11 protein-coding genes and 1 pseudogene are annotated in these 14,010 nt (G+C 62.0%); 7 read left to right on the top strand and 5 right to left on the bottom strand.

Features of this window, described 5'->3' with window-relative positions:
* Positions 1 to 3: 3 nt before the first annotated feature.
* Positions 4 to 2,385 carry a 4-hydroxythreonine-4-phosphate dehydrogenase PdxA gene (gene pdxA / locus OVY01_RS02800; RefSeq protein ID WP_267845484.1) on the bottom strand — a complete coding sequence of 794 codons (2,382 nt, stop codon included), beginning with the start codon at positions 2,383 to 2,385 and terminating at the stop codon, positions 4 to 6.
* A complete protein-coding gene (locus OVY01_RS02795; RefSeq protein WP_267845483.1) occupies positions 2,385 to 3,377 on the bottom strand; it encodes a 2-keto-3-deoxygluconate permease in 993 nt (330 codons plus the stop codon). The genes pdxA and OVY01_RS02795 overlap by 1 nt, the downstream gene beginning before the upstream one ends.
* A gap of 642 nt (positions 3,378 to 4,019) precedes the next feature.
* Here OVY01_RS02795 and OVY01_RS02790 point away from each other — a divergent pair.
* Both OVY01_RS02790 and OVY01_RS02785 read left to right on the top strand, forming a co-directional pair.
* Complete coding sequence (locus OVY01_RS02790) at positions 4,020 to 4,844, top strand: alpha/beta hydrolase family protein (RefSeq protein WP_267845482.1); 825 nt, start codon at positions 4,020 to 4,022, stop codon at positions 4,842 to 4,844.
* Positions 4,845 to 5,014: 170 nt separating this feature from the next.
* Positions 5,015 to 5,731, top strand: a complete 717-nt coding sequence (locus OVY01_RS02785) for a GntR family transcriptional regulator (protein ID WP_267845481.1) — start codon at positions 5,015 to 5,017, stop codon at positions 5,729 to 5,731.
* Here the strand turns inward: OVY01_RS02785 and OVY01_RS02780 are convergent.
* Entirely contained in the window at positions 5,708 to 5,857 is a 150-nt protein-coding gene (locus OVY01_RS02780; RefSeq protein WP_267845479.1) for a hypothetical protein, read from the bottom strand. The two genes, OVY01_RS02785 and OVY01_RS02780, sit on opposite strands and share 24 nt — an antisense overlap.
* Here OVY01_RS02780 and OVY01_RS02775 point away from each other — a divergent pair.
* The 5 genes and pseudogenes from OVY01_RS02775 to OVY01_RS02755 all read left to right on the top strand — a co-directional run bounded on the left by OVY01_RS02775 (position 5,856) and on the right by OVY01_RS02755 (position 11,058).
* A complete protein-coding gene (locus OVY01_RS02775) occupies positions 5,856 to 7,109 on the top strand; it encodes an MFS transporter (protein WP_267845477.1) in 1,254 nt (417 codons plus the stop codon). The two genes, OVY01_RS02780 and OVY01_RS02775, sit on opposite strands and share 2 nt — an antisense overlap.
* A gap of 54 nt (positions 7,110 to 7,163) precedes the next feature.
* The gene (locus OVY01_RS02770) at positions 7,164 to 8,024 is read left to right on the top strand and encodes an amidohydrolase family protein (protein ID WP_267845465.1); all 861 of its coding nucleotides are present in this window, start codon (positions 7,164 to 7,166) and stop codon (positions 8,022 to 8,024) included.
* Positions 8,025 to 8,159: 135 nt separating this feature from the next.
* Positions 8,160 to 9,218 (top strand): aliphatic sulfonate ABC transporter substrate-binding protein, encoded by a 1,059-nt coding sequence (locus tag OVY01_RS02765; RefSeq protein ID WP_267845464.1) that lies wholly within the window; start codon positions 8,160 to 8,162, stop codon positions 9,216 to 9,218.
* A 16-nt stretch (positions 9,219 to 9,234) separates the two neighbouring features.
* Positions 9,235 to 10,125, top strand: a pseudogene (locus tag OVY01_RS02760) (ABC transporter permease); the annotation flags it as partial.
* 93 nt (positions 10,126 to 10,218) lie between these two features.
* A complete protein-coding gene (locus OVY01_RS02755) occupies positions 10,219 to 11,058 on the top strand; it encodes an ABC transporter ATP-binding protein (RefSeq protein ID WP_432422216.1) in 840 nt (279 codons plus the stop codon).
* A 60-nt stretch (positions 11,059 to 11,118) separates the two neighbouring features.
* On the opposite strand, the gene OVY01_RS02750 is transcribed toward OVY01_RS02755, so the two are convergent.
* Both OVY01_RS02750 and OVY01_RS02745 read right to left on the bottom strand, forming a co-directional pair.
* On the bottom strand, positions 11,119 to 11,460 hold the full coding sequence (locus OVY01_RS02750; protein WP_267845463.1) for a hypothetical protein: 342 nt from the start codon (positions 11,458 to 11,460) through the stop codon (positions 11,119 to 11,121).
* A 5-nt stretch (positions 11,461 to 11,465) separates the two neighbouring features.
* Positions 11,466 to 13,955: a putative bifunctional diguanylate cyclase/phosphodiesterase gene (locus tag OVY01_RS02745; RefSeq protein WP_267845462.1), complete on the bottom strand. Its 2,490-nt coding sequence runs from the start codon at positions 13,953 to 13,955 to the stop codon at positions 11,466 to 11,468.
* Between the last annotated feature and the right edge of the window lie 55 nt (positions 13,956 to 14,010).

The raw sequence follows: 14,010 nt of genomic DNA, 5'->3' as shown, positions 1-14,010 counted from the left end.
ACATTAAGCCCGGCGGGTGGCGAGTTCCGCGCCCTGCCGCAATGCTTCCAGCATGCTGCCCTCGTCGGCGATGCCCTTGCCGGCGATATCGAACGCAGTGCCATGATCCACGGAAGTTCTCACTACCTGAAGTCCGACCGTCACATTGACACCCGCTTCAAGGCCCAATACTTTAACAGGTCCGTGACCCTGGTCGTGATACATCGCCACCACCAGATCGAAATCGCCCCGCCCGGCGCGGAAGAACAAGGTGTCCGCAGGAAGCGGCCCCGTCACATCGATCCCTTCCGCCTGCAATGCCTTGACCGCCGGAATGATCTTTTCCTCTTCCTCGCCATAGCCGAAGAGGCCATTCTCGCCGGCGTGCGGGTTGATCCCGCACACGCCGATTCTCGGCTTGGCGATGCCGGACTTGATCAGCGTCGCATTGCCGCGCTCGATGGTGCGGCGCACCAGGCCAGGTTCGATCCTTTTGATCGCGTCGATGATACCGATATGCGTGGTGACATGAATCACGCGCAACTGTGGCGCCACCAGCATCATCGACACTTCGTCCACGCCCGTGAGATGCGCAAGCATCTCCGTATGTCCCGGGTATTTGTGACCGCCGGCATGCAGGGCTTCCTTGTTCAGCGGCGCCGTGCAGATCGCGTCGATCTTCTCCGCCTGGGCAAGTTCCACGGCTTTCGCAATGAATCGATAGGCAGCATCACCGGCGATCGGAGACAGGGCGCCAAACGGGAGGTCGGCGGGAATGAGGTCCAGATCGATGCACTCGATGACCCCGGGCTGAAACAGCGCTTCCTCGACGGCATGGATGCGATGCACGCGAACCGCCGCGCCCGTGATCTCGATTGCGCGCTCCAGGCGTCGGGCATCGCCGATCACCAACGGACGGCACTGAGCATACACGCTGGCATGGGTCAGACTTTTGACGACCACCTCCGGACCGACGCCCGTTGCGTCGCCCATGGTAATGCCAATGACGGGGAGATAATCGCTCATAGTAGGTTCTGTTCCGTGAGTGGTGTTGTTGGTAACGAGATGGCCGGCCGCAGCCGTTGTCTTCATCTTCTTTAAATATCGGTAAGCGCCATATAACGCGTGCTCGGTGCCGAATGCACCTGCCTTTGTCACGATCCATGGGCGTGCGGGGTGGGGCGAAGCCGGCCGGGCCACGGCCACGCCGGCCTCGACCTCGTCGATGAGTTCGAGCCGCGCGACACCCGCCTCCACGAGCATCGCGCGCGCGGTTTCGCCGCCAGTCAGGATAATGCCGCCCAAAACTCCGAAAGAGGGGGCGACCAGCCGCGCGAGACCAGCGGACAACACCGCACCCTCCGCCGGGTCGAAGGACACATCGCGTCCGATGCGCAGCAACAAATCCTGAGCAGCGTTCAGATGGGCGGCAATTCGCGCTTGCCAGGCGGCCCATTCAGGATGTGTCTCCCTGTCGCGCAGCACCACCGGAGGCACGGTCCATTCCGGCATGCCGGCGCGTTCGCGAAGCATCGTACATTGTTTTTCACAGACCGCCGACAGGCTGCCCACGAGCGCCAGCGTTGCACCGCCCACAGGGCGATGCTCGTCCGCATCGTCGGGAACGCAAAGAGAGGCGGGGCGGGAGAACAAGCCGGACGTTTCGGGCAGGTCGGCCAGTTCGCGCGCTAGGCCGCCGGAGCCGACCCAGAAGTGCGGCACACGCCAATCGCAGGTCAATCTCGCGAGCCGGGCCAGGTCGTCGCTGGTCTGTGCGTCCACGATCACCGCCTGCACGCCATCGGACAGCGCTGCTTCCAGTGACGCGAGCATGGCATGCCCACGCAATGTCTCTATGTCGATGCGGGCGGTGCGCAGACCGGCGTTCGCCAGCATCAAGGACACGTTGGCGGGCAAGCCGGCATGTTCGAGTTGCCACGTATCCGTCTGTTCGAGCGGGACTCCATGTACCAGCACCTCACCCTCCACCACGACACGGCCGGTCGCCGGAAATGCGGGCGCCACGATAGCCAGGCCAGCCAGCGGGTGCAGGGCGGCGACCTCGGCCGCCCAATTTCCGCGCAAGGTCGAGTCGATCTTCTTGCAAAGACGCCGCGCCGCGCCGCCAAGCGTTTGATAGATCGCCTGGGCACGTTGTCCCGCGCGTTCCGCGGTCAGACGCCGCGTATCGATGTCGGCGGCGATAACGTCGGTTCCCCGATCGAATCGCTCGTCGGCGGCAGGCCCTTCGGGATTTTCAAGGTCCTCGTGCTGCCGGGCGCGCGACGGGATGCGCTCCGCGTCCAGCACGACGACGGTGCGTCGTCCTTTTGTTGCGAAGGCGACCGCACAATCCGCCGCACCGGACAAGTCGTCGGCAATGATCAACAGATCTGTCACGGACATCAGCTCGTCTCCGTCGTCGCGGAAATGCGGCGGGCGGCGCGTTCGTTGGCCCGCTTGGCGACGGCCGCCGTCAGGATGGGCGAAATGATCGAAGAAATCACCACGCAAGCGGCAACCAGCAGCGTCGCACTTTTCGCTGCCTCGCTATAAACGGGATTCGCCGCCGCAATCAGCGCGGGAACCGCCGCGGCATTGCCGGCGGTGTTGGCCGCCGCCACGCCCGCGACGCCTGTTCCTCCCGAAAGACGGTCGGCGATATACAACGGGACGCCACTCACGATGACGACGCCCACGCCCATTGCCAGACCCAGCAAGCCCGCTTGCCATACCTTGTGCAGATCCAGGCCGGCACCCAACGCCAGCGCGAAAAAGGGAATCATGACCGGCACCGCCTGCGCCAGGAATTTGCGCATCTCGCGGTCCAGGTTTCCCAGCAGCATACCCAAGGCCAGCGGCAGGATACTGCCCACGAGCGTCGGCCACGGAAATGCGGAGAGGCCGGCCACGCCCAGCGTGACCATGGTCAGAAACGGCCCCGACTCCAGCGACATGATCGTGTAGGCGCCCACATCCTCCGACTTGCCGTACTGACCCATCAGCGCCATGTAGAGGCCACCGTTCGTATCGTTCAGCGCGGCCACGACCGCCAGGGTCGAGATGCCCGCGAACAATCCGCCGGCCACCGGATTTTCCCCCAGGACATGGCCCAGGACGATACCCGCGACGACGGCGGTTGCAATTTTCGTTGCGAACAGGACGCCACCTTTTTTCAGCAGGTAGGGGGTCGCCTTGATATCGATGCTCGCTCCCATGCACACATAGAACACGGCCAGGATGGGCAGGGCGCCCGTAAAAAGCGCACTCGTGAAGGAACCGAAAAACTTCGGCATGCCCGGCAAAAACGTGGCGACCAGCGAACCTAACAGCAAAGGCACGATCATCATGCCGCCGGGAACGCGCTCAATGGCACGTTTGATGGGAATCTGGGCCATAACTGTCTCCTTATTGTTTTCGTTTAGCTTACAAAATAGTCGGCTAAATGATTTATTCGATCAGTATGAGCATACATGTCCGCGCAATAATGCACAACATGATCGTTTTATATCAATAATAACGATCACGTAGTTCATTTCTCGTCCGTGCGGAAGCGCCCGTGGCGTCGCAGGCCGGCTGGTAACCCTCTCCCACGGAGTGCCGGTCCCTGCAAGGTTTTTCCGTGCCAGCACGCGGTCCGGTTGTGTATCGTCGATCCGGACACCGGTGGCGTGTCTCCCGTGATGGCGCGTGACGTATGCGTGGAACCCGACGGCCCGCCTGCGTTCCGGTGGCTCGACGACACGTCGCTGGTCTGCCGGGTTCTGCCTGCAGGACAACCCGCGGAAGGGATCGAGATGGCGACATGCACCGTCGAACGGGCGTGCGCGGCCTGGAATGCGATGCAGGCGGGCGATGTGGCCACGGCCAGTGTGTTGCGTGTCAGGGACGATACGGCCCGGCAGACATCGCAGGAATGGGCACTCGTGTCCCTGGCGACGTTCGAGGTGTCATATTTTTCGAACTCGGAAACCGCGCCACCCGCGGTGGCCCGCTTCGCGGACGAACAGGCGGCGCAACCTCTCGCGGAGGAGGCATCCATGGCCGCGCCCGCATCGGACCGTTGTCTCTGGCAAAGCGCCGGTCAGCATATCGCCGTCTCCCGCACGAACAACGGCACGATCTTGCGCCATCGAAACGAGGAGGGGACGCGCGAACTGCTTCGCGTCAACGCGCACTTGGGCGATGTTCGATTCGGCAAGGCATTCGATCTCAGGTACACGATGTCGAGCGGTCGCGAGGCGTCGATGTCCTGCGTGCTTCCTCCGGACTGGGCGGCCAAGGAACGGCATCCCGCCGTGATGTTCGTTTATCCCGGTATCGAGAGAAAAACCGCTGTCGGCGAACCTCATCTCGTCGATGGGCCCTATTTCATCTACAACAAACATCTGTTCGCCGCGCACGGTTACGTTGTTCTGGAGCCCGATCTCCCCTTCGACGAGAACGCCGGAGGGGACTTCATCGATTCGCTCGCGGGTGTCGCGAACCTGATTGCACTGCATGAGCAGGTCGACCCGCGTTGCCGGTACAAAAATACGGACCAGGTCGCATTTCGGTTCGCGCAGATGTGCGAGCATTCTTTCCATCTGCCAGGGCCGCCTTGGCAGGATCCGGCGTCCTATATCCGTAACAGCCCTTCTTTCCTTGCCGAAAACTTCGAAGCGCCGCTGCTGCTGATGCATGGCGATCTTGACTATATTTCCATCGCGCAATCGGAAGCGATGTTCATGGCGCTGACGGGTCTGAAGAAGCCGGTGGAATTCGTGCGCTATCTTGGCGAGGATCATGTCTACGTCAGCGCCCCGAACATCCGCGACGCATTCAGCCGAATCGTGACGTGGCGTGACCGGCATGGTTCGATGTGACGCATTTCGGCCAGCCCGTCTCGTTCACGTATCCGGTGCCCCGGTTCGCGGGCCTGTAAAAGTGCCTGACGCCCTCTACGGGAAACCCCCTATCGGCAAAATCATCTATTTATATAAACATATATATGAATTTCCGACGTCACCGGATCGTCACATCATTTTGAACCGCCATGGACCGACGCCTGCCGCGATATCAGTTGTTGCGCGATCAGCTCGCCGCACGCATTGCTGCGCTGGAATGGCGTTTCGATGAGCCGTTGCCGACCGAACAGGAACTGGCCGCGTCGTACGGGCTGGCTGTGGGAACCGTGCGAAAGGCGATCGACGTATTGGAGAAAGAAGGCGCGCTGAGCCGATTTCAGGGCCGGGGTACCTTCATACGACGAGCGAATTTCGATCGGTCCTTGCTGCGGTTTTTCCGGTTTCTCGATGCCAGAGGACGACGGCAGATTCCGCAGGGCAAAATCCAGTCCAGGAAAACGAAACGTCCCCCCGCCCATGTGGCGAACGCGCTGGGAATCGAAGCCGGCATTGCGGCGCTTCAGTTGAAACGCTTGCGCCTGATAGACGCGAAGCCGCTGGTCAGCGAAGAGATCTGGCTGCCGCTCAGCCGTTTCGGGAAACTGGAAAAACTGCCCATCGACGATTTCGGAAACCTGCTTTATCCATTGTATGAGTCGCTTTGCGGTCAGGTGGTGGCACGGGCGAGCGAGCGCCTCACCATCGATCTGGCGAACGACAGCGATATCGAAACGTTGAAATTGCAGGATGCGGGATCGGTCGTGGTCATAGAAAGAATTGCCTATGGACTCGACGGGTCCGCATTGGAGTGGCGGATATCACGTGGCAATCCCGGTCATTTTTCATACACGGTCGATATCCGGTAGCGTCAACAACAGCTTTTCTTCCGAAAATGCGCGGCGACGCCCGGCGTTGATGCCTATTTCCCGGTTCCATGTATCAGTACTACTCAATGCCAAGCCTGTGCGGTTTGGCTGCAATGGAGTTTTCATGTTTTCCTGGTATCGAGAGGTTTCTCGGACGGAGCGCCGCACCTTTTGGGCCTGCTTCGGTGGGTGGGCATTGGACGCGCTCGACGTGCAGATGTTCAGTCTGGTCATTCCGGCGATCATAGCGGAGTGGGGCATCAGTAAGACCGACGCGGGCCTGGTAAGCGCGGTGACCCTGATCGCGTCCGCGATGGGTGGCTGGATTTGTGGCGCGGCGGCGGACCGTTACGGCCGGGTCAGGGTATTGCAAATCACGGTCATCTGGTTTTCGTTGTTCACCTTGCTTTCCGCTTTCTCGCAAAATTTTCCGCAATTCATCGTCCTCAAGGCGCTCCAGGGCTTCGGTTTCGGCGGCGAGTGGGCGGCAGGTGCCGTGTTGATGGCCGAGACCATTCGGAATCAACATCGCGGGAAAGCGATGGGAGCCGTGCAGAGCGCATGGGCCGTCGGTTGGGCGGCGGCAGTGCTGCTTTATACGGTGGTATTTTCGACGATGTCGCCGCAGTTGGGTTGGCGGTTCATGTTCGCGCTGGGTATTCTGCCCGGACTGCTGGTGATCTACGTCCGGCGCAACGTCCCGGAGCCGCTTCGCGAATCCACGGTGCGCGCCATTCAGGAAGATCGTCCATCCATCAGGAAAATCCCGCTATTGTCCATTTTCGCACCCGATGTGCTGCGCATGACATTGATTGGCGGTCTGTTGGGCGTGGGCGCACATGGTGGCTACGCTGCCTTGACGACGTGGTTGCCCACTTTCTTGAAAACCGAACGTCACTTATCCGTGTTGGGGACCGGCGGCTATCTGGCGGTCATCATTTTCGCGTTCTTCTGCGGATGTCTGGCCGCATCGCAGTTGCTTGACCGGATAGGCCGCCGTGGGACCATTTTGTTTTTCGCGGTATGCTGCGTCATCACCGTGCTGGTGTATATCTTCCTGCCGCTTTCCAACGCGGCGATGCTGGTGTTGGGATTCCCGCTGGGATTCTTCGCCGCCGGCATTCCCGCGAGCATGGGGGCGTTGTTCAACGAGTTGTATCCACAAGGCACACGGGGAACCGGCGTGGGATTTTGTTATAACTTCGGACGCGTCGTGTCCGCCGGATTTCCCGTCATGGTCGGACACCTGGCCGCCAAGCATTCCCTGGGATTCGCCATTGGCGTGGACGCCGCTTTTGCCTATGCGATCGTCGTGATCTCCGTGTTGCTGTTACCGGAAACGAGCGGACGCGTGCTGACCGAAGAGACGGCGGCGTAGATACCCTGGCACGTGGATCGGCGTAAACCACGTGACGACCTGAATTGGGTTTTTATGAAACAGAAGAAGCTTCCGACGGACAGGGTCGATAGCCACGCCCATGTCTTTTTGAAAGACATGTCCTGGACGGAAGGGCGTCGTTATGCCCCTTCCTACGATGCACCATTGGCGCTGTATCGCTCGCTGCTGGCGGAAAACGCCATCTCTCATGCCGTTTTGGTCCAACCGAGCTTTTTGGGGACGGACAATCGCTATCTGATCGATTGCCTTGAACGTCACCGGGAACAGCTTCGAGGCGTGGTCGTCGTCGAGCCGGACGTCGAGCTCGCTTTGCTGGATGAATACGACGCGAAAGGCGTTGTGGGAATTCGGTCCAATCTGATCGGCAAACAAACGCCGGATTACGCGAGCGGCGCGTGGCGTCATCTGCTGAAACGCCTGCGCACGCTCGACTGGCATCTGGAAGTGCAGATAGAGGCGGCGCGCCTGAGCGAAATCCGTGCGCCGATATTGGACAGTGGCGTGCGTCTGGTCATCGACCACTTCGGTCGTCCGGACCCTGAACGCGGGGTATGCGATCCGGCGTTCCAGGATTTGCTGTCGCTGGGCAAAACCGGGCGTGTCTGGGTCAAAATTTCCGGTGCTTATAGAATCAGCCCACGTACGACGGCCGGGGCGACGAATCACGAAGCGGGGCGTGATCATATCAAGACGACCGCACGCACGGCGTATGGCATGTTGAAGGACGCGTTTGGCGTCGGCAGACTGATCTGGGGCAGCGACTGGCCCCACACGAGCTATGAGAGCACCGAGAACCATGCTGCGGCATATGCATTGTTCAACGACATCGTTGATGATCCTTCCGATCGCCAGGCGATTTTGAACGATACCCCGAAGGCGTTGTTCGGGTTCTGAATCACGGATCCGGCTTTAGCATCGCAAGCGCTTTGCTTCGACGAATTGCTTGATTCAATATCGCGCCGGTTGGTCCTATATTGTTCGACCTGACATGCGATCGGGCATCCAGGTAGTCAAAACAGGGACCATACAATGTTCGCATCATCGCCGGCAGCACGTTCCCGCTATTTCGGTCGCACGGGCGTCCTGTCGAGAATCGGCGCCGCGGCGGCGTTCGCGTTCGCCGCGTGCGTGCCGACGTTCGCGCACGCGGCGCCGGCGGCGCAGGTGACGCTCGACTACGCCTACTATTCGCCGGAAAGCCTGGTCATCAAGCAGCAGGGCTGGCTCGAAGCGGCGCTGGCGCCGGAGCATACCCAGGTGAAATGGATATTGAGCCTGGGTAGCAATCGCGCGCTCGAATACCTCAACAGCGGCGCGATCGACATCGGTTCGTCGGCCGGACTGGCCGCCGTGCTGGCCAAGGCCAACGGGAACCCGATCAAGGCGGTCTATGTGTTTTCCCGTCCGGAGTGGACGGCGCTGGTCGTGGGCAGGCAGTCGCCGATCAGGACGCTCGCCGATCTGAAGGGCAAAAAAATCGCGGCGACCGTCGGCACCGATCCGTTTCTGTTCACGCTTCGCGCATTGCACACGATCGGTCTGGGTCGCGAGGACGTCGAGTTGGTCAATCTGCAACACCCGGACGGCCGCACCGCGCTGGCGAAAGGGCAGGTGGACGCCTGGGCCGGACTCGATCCGCACATGGCCGCCGCCCAGGTCGACGATGGCGCCCGGCTTCTATACCGGAATGTGGACTACAACACGTATGGTTTTCTGAATGCGCGCGAGGACTTCATCAAGGCGCATCCGGAAACGCTGACGGCGGTGCTGAAGGTTTATGACAAGGCCCGGGTATGGGTCATCGCGCATCCGGCGGAGACCGCCCGGATTCTTGCCGAAGCGTCCAAGGTATCGTTGCCGGTCGCACAACTGCAATTGAGCCGCAACGATTTCAGCCAGCCGGTCCCCGGCGCGACGCAGGCCGCCGCATTGAAGGCCGCCGCGCCGATCCTGCTCCAGGAAAACCTGGTGCGGCCCGGCACGCAGCCGGACCGGGTGATCGATGCGTTGATCGATGGCGAATTCGCCCGGTCGGTCGCACCGGCGGCGGTGACGCCAGCCGCAACGGCGCACGCCGCGAGTCAATAGAAGGCCGCGAGAAGACATGGCGAAGCGAGCCGACGATACCTTGCGCCTCGAACAAGCGGGCACCGCGGAAGAACCGCGCGATGCGGTGCGAAAGCGCGCAGCGGGGCAGCGCGGATCAGGTCCGGCGGCAGGCGTCACGCGGTGGACACCCGGGACGGCACGCGATCTGCGCCGCTATCGCGTCGTCGGCCTGGTGTTGCCGCTCGGGTTGCTGGCGTTGATCGAGTTGCTCGTGCGTGCGCACTGGCTGGCGGACAATCTGGTGCCGGCACCATCGACGATCGTGGCGTCGTTGTGGCAGATGGGTGCGGCGCGGTTGCTGCGTCACATCGGCGCCAGTGCGCTGCGGGTGGCGGGCGGTTTCGTCATCGGCGCTTCGCTGGCGATGCTGCTGGGCGCGGCGATGGGGTTGAGCCGGCGAGTGGAGGCCTTGTTCGATCCGCTCTGCCAGGCGTTGCGCGCGATCCCGTCGCTTGCCTGGGTGCCGGTGCTGTTGCTTTGGATGGGCATCGACGAAGCGCCGAAAGTGACGATGGTTGCCATCGGTGCGTTTTTTCCGGTGCATCTGGCGGTCGTGTCGGGTATTCGGGGCGTGGATCGCAAATTGATCCAGCTCGGCGAGGTCAACCGTCTGGGCAGAGGCGCGTTGTTCTACCGCATCCTGCTGCCCGCCGCATTGCCGCAGATCTTTACCGGGCTGCGAACCGGCCTGAGTCTGGCATGGATGTTCGTGGTGGCGGGGGAGCTGATCGCGGCGACACGCGGGCTGGGCTATTTGTTGAGCGACGGACGCGAGACGGGACGTCCCGATATCGTCTTCGGCGCGATCATTCTGCTTGCGCTGCTGGGCAAGCTGAGCGACAGCGCGCTGCGCCTGGTGGAGAACGCGACGCTGTCGTGGCGCGACGTGAAACACGAGGCCTCGACGCTTCCCGCTCCATCCGCCCCATCCGCCACGGCGGCCGTCGCCGCCACGGATGCCACGGATGCCACGGCCGGCATGGCCGCCACTGCCCGGGAAACGGTGACGCTCTTCCGTTCGCGAGGTCCCGTGGCCAGGCCCTTGCTCGATATCCGAATCCATGGAAAGTGGTATGGAGAGCGCCGCATCCTCGATGCGCTGGAGTTATGCGTCGACCCGCGCGAGGTCGTGAGTCTGGTGGGTCCCAGCGGTTGTGGGAAAAGTACCTTGCTCAGGATCGTCGCCGGACTCGATGCGGATTTCAGCGGGAATCATGTGCTGGACGGGCAGGCGCAGGTCGGCCCCTCGCCGAAGATCGGCGTGGTGTTTCAGGAGCCGCGTTTGTTGCCGTGGTTGAGCGTCGCCGACAATATCGCGTTTTCGTCGGGTCATCGGCGCGGCGGCGATCCGCGGGTGGCGCGATTGCTGTCCGAGGTCGGGCTGGCGGGCGCGGCGCATCTCCTGCCCAAGCAGCTTTCGGGCGGCATGGCGCAACGCGTGGCGCTCGCCCGGGGACTCTTCGCCCAGCCCCGTCTGCTGCTGCTGGACGAGCCTTTCAGCGCCGTGGATGCGATCACGCGGGAACGTCTGCAGGACCTGCTGCAGAGATTGACGCAGGCGCACGGCACGGCGACCTTGCTGGTGACGCACGACCTCGATGAAGCGGTCCATTTGTCGGATCGTGTTCTGGTGATGACGTCCGAGGGACGGCAAGGGGCCGGGCATATCGCCGAAACCTGCGTCATCCCCGGGCCGCGTCCCCGAACGCGGCGCGAAACACCTCGCGACGGCACGCGCCACCAGCCTGTCACGCAGGACGACCTCGCTGCCGTCAAAATGCGCGTGGCCGGGCGTATCCGCGCGAGCATGACCGGTTGATCGCAAGACAAGGTTCCCGTGCATCCGGAAAGTCCCGTTCTCCGGGCGGGCGAAGACGCCTTACGGGCGCGATTCATCCTCAAGACGCAGTCCGAGGAACCATTCGGCGTAGGGCGTATTGACCGCCATGTGACGGTTCCAGTCCGGGGCGCCATCCGACCACCAGACCGGTCCGCGCTCGCCCAGTTGGTGTTTCGCCCGATCCACCCGCCGACGCGCTTCTTCCCGCGCCACGATGTCTCCCTTGCGCATGGCCTCGCCTTTCGCCCTGCGCGCCTGCATCAACTCCGCGATCAGACCCGCCTTCGTTTCCGGCGGCAACGACGGATCGGTGCACCGCCAGAGACGCGCTCTGACGACGAAGTACCGTCCGTCCGGGGTGGTGGGGTGCGGGGATGTCATGGCCGTCATATTCCCACGGGAACGGCGGTGTGGCTGGGAAGATTGCGCTGTTCCGTCCAAAAGGAAGGCCGCCCGATAAAATAACCTTGCAGATAATCCACGCCATATTGTTCCAGCAGCGTGACGATCTCTTCGGTTTCGACATATTCCGCGATGGTTTCGCACCCCAACGTATGGCCGATGTCGTTGATCGCGATGACCATATCCTGGCTGACCGGGTCCTGCGGGAGATTCTTGACGAAGGAACCGTCGATCTTCACATAGTCGATCGGCAGCTGCTTCAGATAGCCGAATGACGACATGCCGGCGCCGAAATCGTCCAGGGCGAAACGGCAGCCCAGCGTGCGCAGTTCATTCATGAAATGGGCCGCGCACGACAAGTTGCTGATCGCGGCGGTTTCGGTGATCTCAAAGCACAGCAAACGGGGGTCGACGCCACTGTCCGCGATGCATTCGACGATGTAGTTCAGAAAGCGGGAGTCGCCGACGGACGCTCCGGAGAGGTTGATGGCATATTCGCTGTACAGCGTGACCGGTGTGTGCGCGAGCGTGTGCAGGGCCGTGCGCACGACCCATCGATCGATCGCGGTCATCAGGCCATACCGTTCGGCTGCGGGAATGAATTTATCCGGCGTGATCTCCACGCCTTCGTCGGGGTCGACCATGCGGATCAACAACTCGACCTTGTCCGCGCGGTCGGCTTTTCCGGCCGTTGCATCGTTTTTTCGAATCGGCTGGGCGTGCAGGCAGAACAGGCCGTGCTCCAGTGCGTGCTTCAACCGCCGCGCCCATGATGCCTCGTTGACATGCGTGGCAAGGCGGCTGTCGTCCAGATCGACCTCCTGCAAACGGTCCCGGCCTCGTTCCTTGGCGACAAAGCAGGCGATATCGGTCATCCGCATGGCGGATTCGGCCGTCATGTCCGGCCCGTTCAGGACCAACAGGCCGATGCTCAGGCTCGTCTTGAACAGCTGCGCTTCCCATTCGTAGAAAAAGTGATTGGCGAGGTGCAGGAGCTTGCTCGCCAGTCTCAAGGCGTCTTCCCGGCCGTGGCCTCGCAGCAATGCGCCGAATTCATCGCCGCCTAGCCGGGCGAACGTATCGGTCGTGCGAAAGTGTTCCATCAGGTAGATCGAAATCGCACGCAGCATCGCGTCGCCGGCGGCGTGCCCGCACGTGTCGTTGACGATCTTGAAACGGTCCAGGTCGAACAGGAGCAGGACGTCCGGAACGGACAGGGTCCGGTGCGACGCATCCTGCAGGGAAACAGTGAGCTGTCGGTCGAATTCCGTGCGGTTGACCAGCCCGGTGAGGCTATCGTGCGATGCCTGCCAGGCGAGGTTTCGAACGTATTCCCGCTCGCGCGTGATGTTGCGCAGGATGATGACGAAACCGTCTTGCCCCCGGTCCGCGTCGCCCCGGTCGCCAGGACCGAAGGCGGATCCACTGATGCGCGATACCGTGGCCCTGACGTTGATTTCCACACCGTCCCGGAGAACGAGCACCATCTCGACGAATGACTCTTTTTCCGGATGGCCCGGCGTGCCGTCGTTCGCGAGATTGGCAAGCAGCCGCTCCGGCTGACGCGAATGCTCGTAAAGCAGCGAAAAGGCATCGGAGAACGGACGTCCGCCACATGCCGCGCTTCGCGTGCGAAGGAGACCCTCCGCCGCGGGATTGATGAATTCGATGTGGCCCGCGAGGTTCGTGGCGATGACGGCCTCGCCGATCGATCCCAGGGTCGCCCTGGCGCGCGCTTCACTGCGGCGCCACGCCTCCTCGGTTCGCCTGCGCTGCGTCACCAGCCGCCGGACGTGCGATATGGTGAGCAGCATCAGGCTGCTCGCCGCCATCAGGTCGAACAGAAACAACAACAGGGCGACCTGACGGAAAGTTTCGCTCAACTCGAACGAAAAGCCCTGGGTAAGCGGCGCGACTTCTTCGTTGATCTGGAAGATTTCCTTCGCTTCGGCGACGTTCGGAATCGCCGTTGCGGACGATGTGGCGAGCCGGCGGTGAAGCCGCTCGCCTATCCGTTCCAGCCTATCGATGACGTCATCCGTACGCCGCCAGAGATTTACCGGCTCTTTGAGGTAACTGACGTTGCGGAAGATGCGATACACCAACACCGCGCCGCGCGCATCGGGTTGCGCAAATCCGCCCAGCACGAGTTCGTCCATCGCCGGGCGCAATTCGGTTTCGCGGCGGTCTAGCAGGTCGCGAGCCGCTCGCAGATGGCGAAGGTCTTCTATCGCCTGCGCATGCCGCCGAAAATATTCGGCTTCGCCGGTTTCCGCATACAGGTGCAGAAAAAAAATCGCGTCTTTTTCGTTCTTGGACCACACGCTCTCGGCCGCGATATAGGCGCGCAGCGACGACATGATTTCGATACTCACGAACGCGAGGGTGAGCAGAACGAGAACCACCGCGACAAAAGGCCAGACGAGACCGAAGACTTCGCCCCCCGCGGCGCGGCGCGCATATTTTACGAACATGAGAATGATCCGTTGGCATGCCATCTCATTCGCTCGAACGAACGACGGTAGTTGG

It is taken from the genome of Robbsia betulipollinis, from assembly GCF_026624755.1.
GTDB classification, from domain to species: domain Bacteria; phylum Pseudomonadota; class Gammaproteobacteria; order Burkholderiales; family Burkholderiaceae; genus Robbsia; species Robbsia betulipollinis.
This window is presented reverse-complemented; position numbering and strand designations above follow the sequence as displayed.

What these genes read in the sequence shown, in the direction of transcription:
- pdxA (WP_267845484.1), bottom strand. Translation starts at nt 2,385, where the DNA reads ATGTCCGTGACAGATCTGTTGATCATTGCCGACGACTTGTCCGGTGCG.
- OVY01_RS02795 (WP_267845483.1), bottom strand. Translation starts at nt 3,377, where the DNA reads ATGGCCCAGATTCCCATCAAACGTGCCATTGAGCGCGTTCCCGGCGGC.
- OVY01_RS02790 (WP_267845482.1), top strand. Translation starts at nt 4,020, where the DNA reads ATGGCCGCGCCCGCATCGGACCGTTGTCTCTGGCAAAGCGCCGGTCAG.
- OVY01_RS02785 (WP_267845481.1), top strand. Translation starts at nt 5,015, where the DNA reads ATGGACCGACGCCTGCCGCGATATCAGTTGTTGCGCGATCAGCTCGCC.
- OVY01_RS02775 (WP_267845477.1), top strand. Translation starts at nt 5,856, where the DNA reads ATGTTTTCCTGGTATCGAGAGGTTTCTCGGACGGAGCGCCGCACCTTT.
- OVY01_RS02780 (WP_267845479.1), bottom strand. Translation starts at nt 5,857, where the DNA reads ATGAAAACTCCATTGCAGCCAAACCGCACAGGCTTGGCATTGAGTAGT.
- OVY01_RS02770 (WP_267845465.1), top strand. Translation starts at nt 7,164, where the DNA reads ATGAAACAGAAGAAGCTTCCGACGGACAGGGTCGATAGCCACGCCCAT.
- OVY01_RS02765 (WP_267845464.1), top strand. Translation starts at nt 8,160, where the DNA reads ATGTTCGCATCATCGCCGGCAGCACGTTCCCGCTATTTCGGTCGCACG.
- OVY01_RS02755 (WP_432422216.1), top strand. Translation starts at nt 10,219, where the DNA reads ATGGCCGCCACTGCCCGGGAAACGGTGACGCTCTTCCGTTCGCGAGGT.
- OVY01_RS02750 (WP_267845463.1), bottom strand. Translation starts at nt 11,460, where the DNA reads ATGACATCCCCGCACCCCACCACCCCGGACGGACGGTACTTCGTCGTC.
- OVY01_RS02745 (WP_267845462.1), bottom strand. Translation starts at nt 13,955, where the DNA reads ATGTTCGTAAAATATGCGCGCCGCGCCGCGGGGGGCGAAGTCTTCGGT.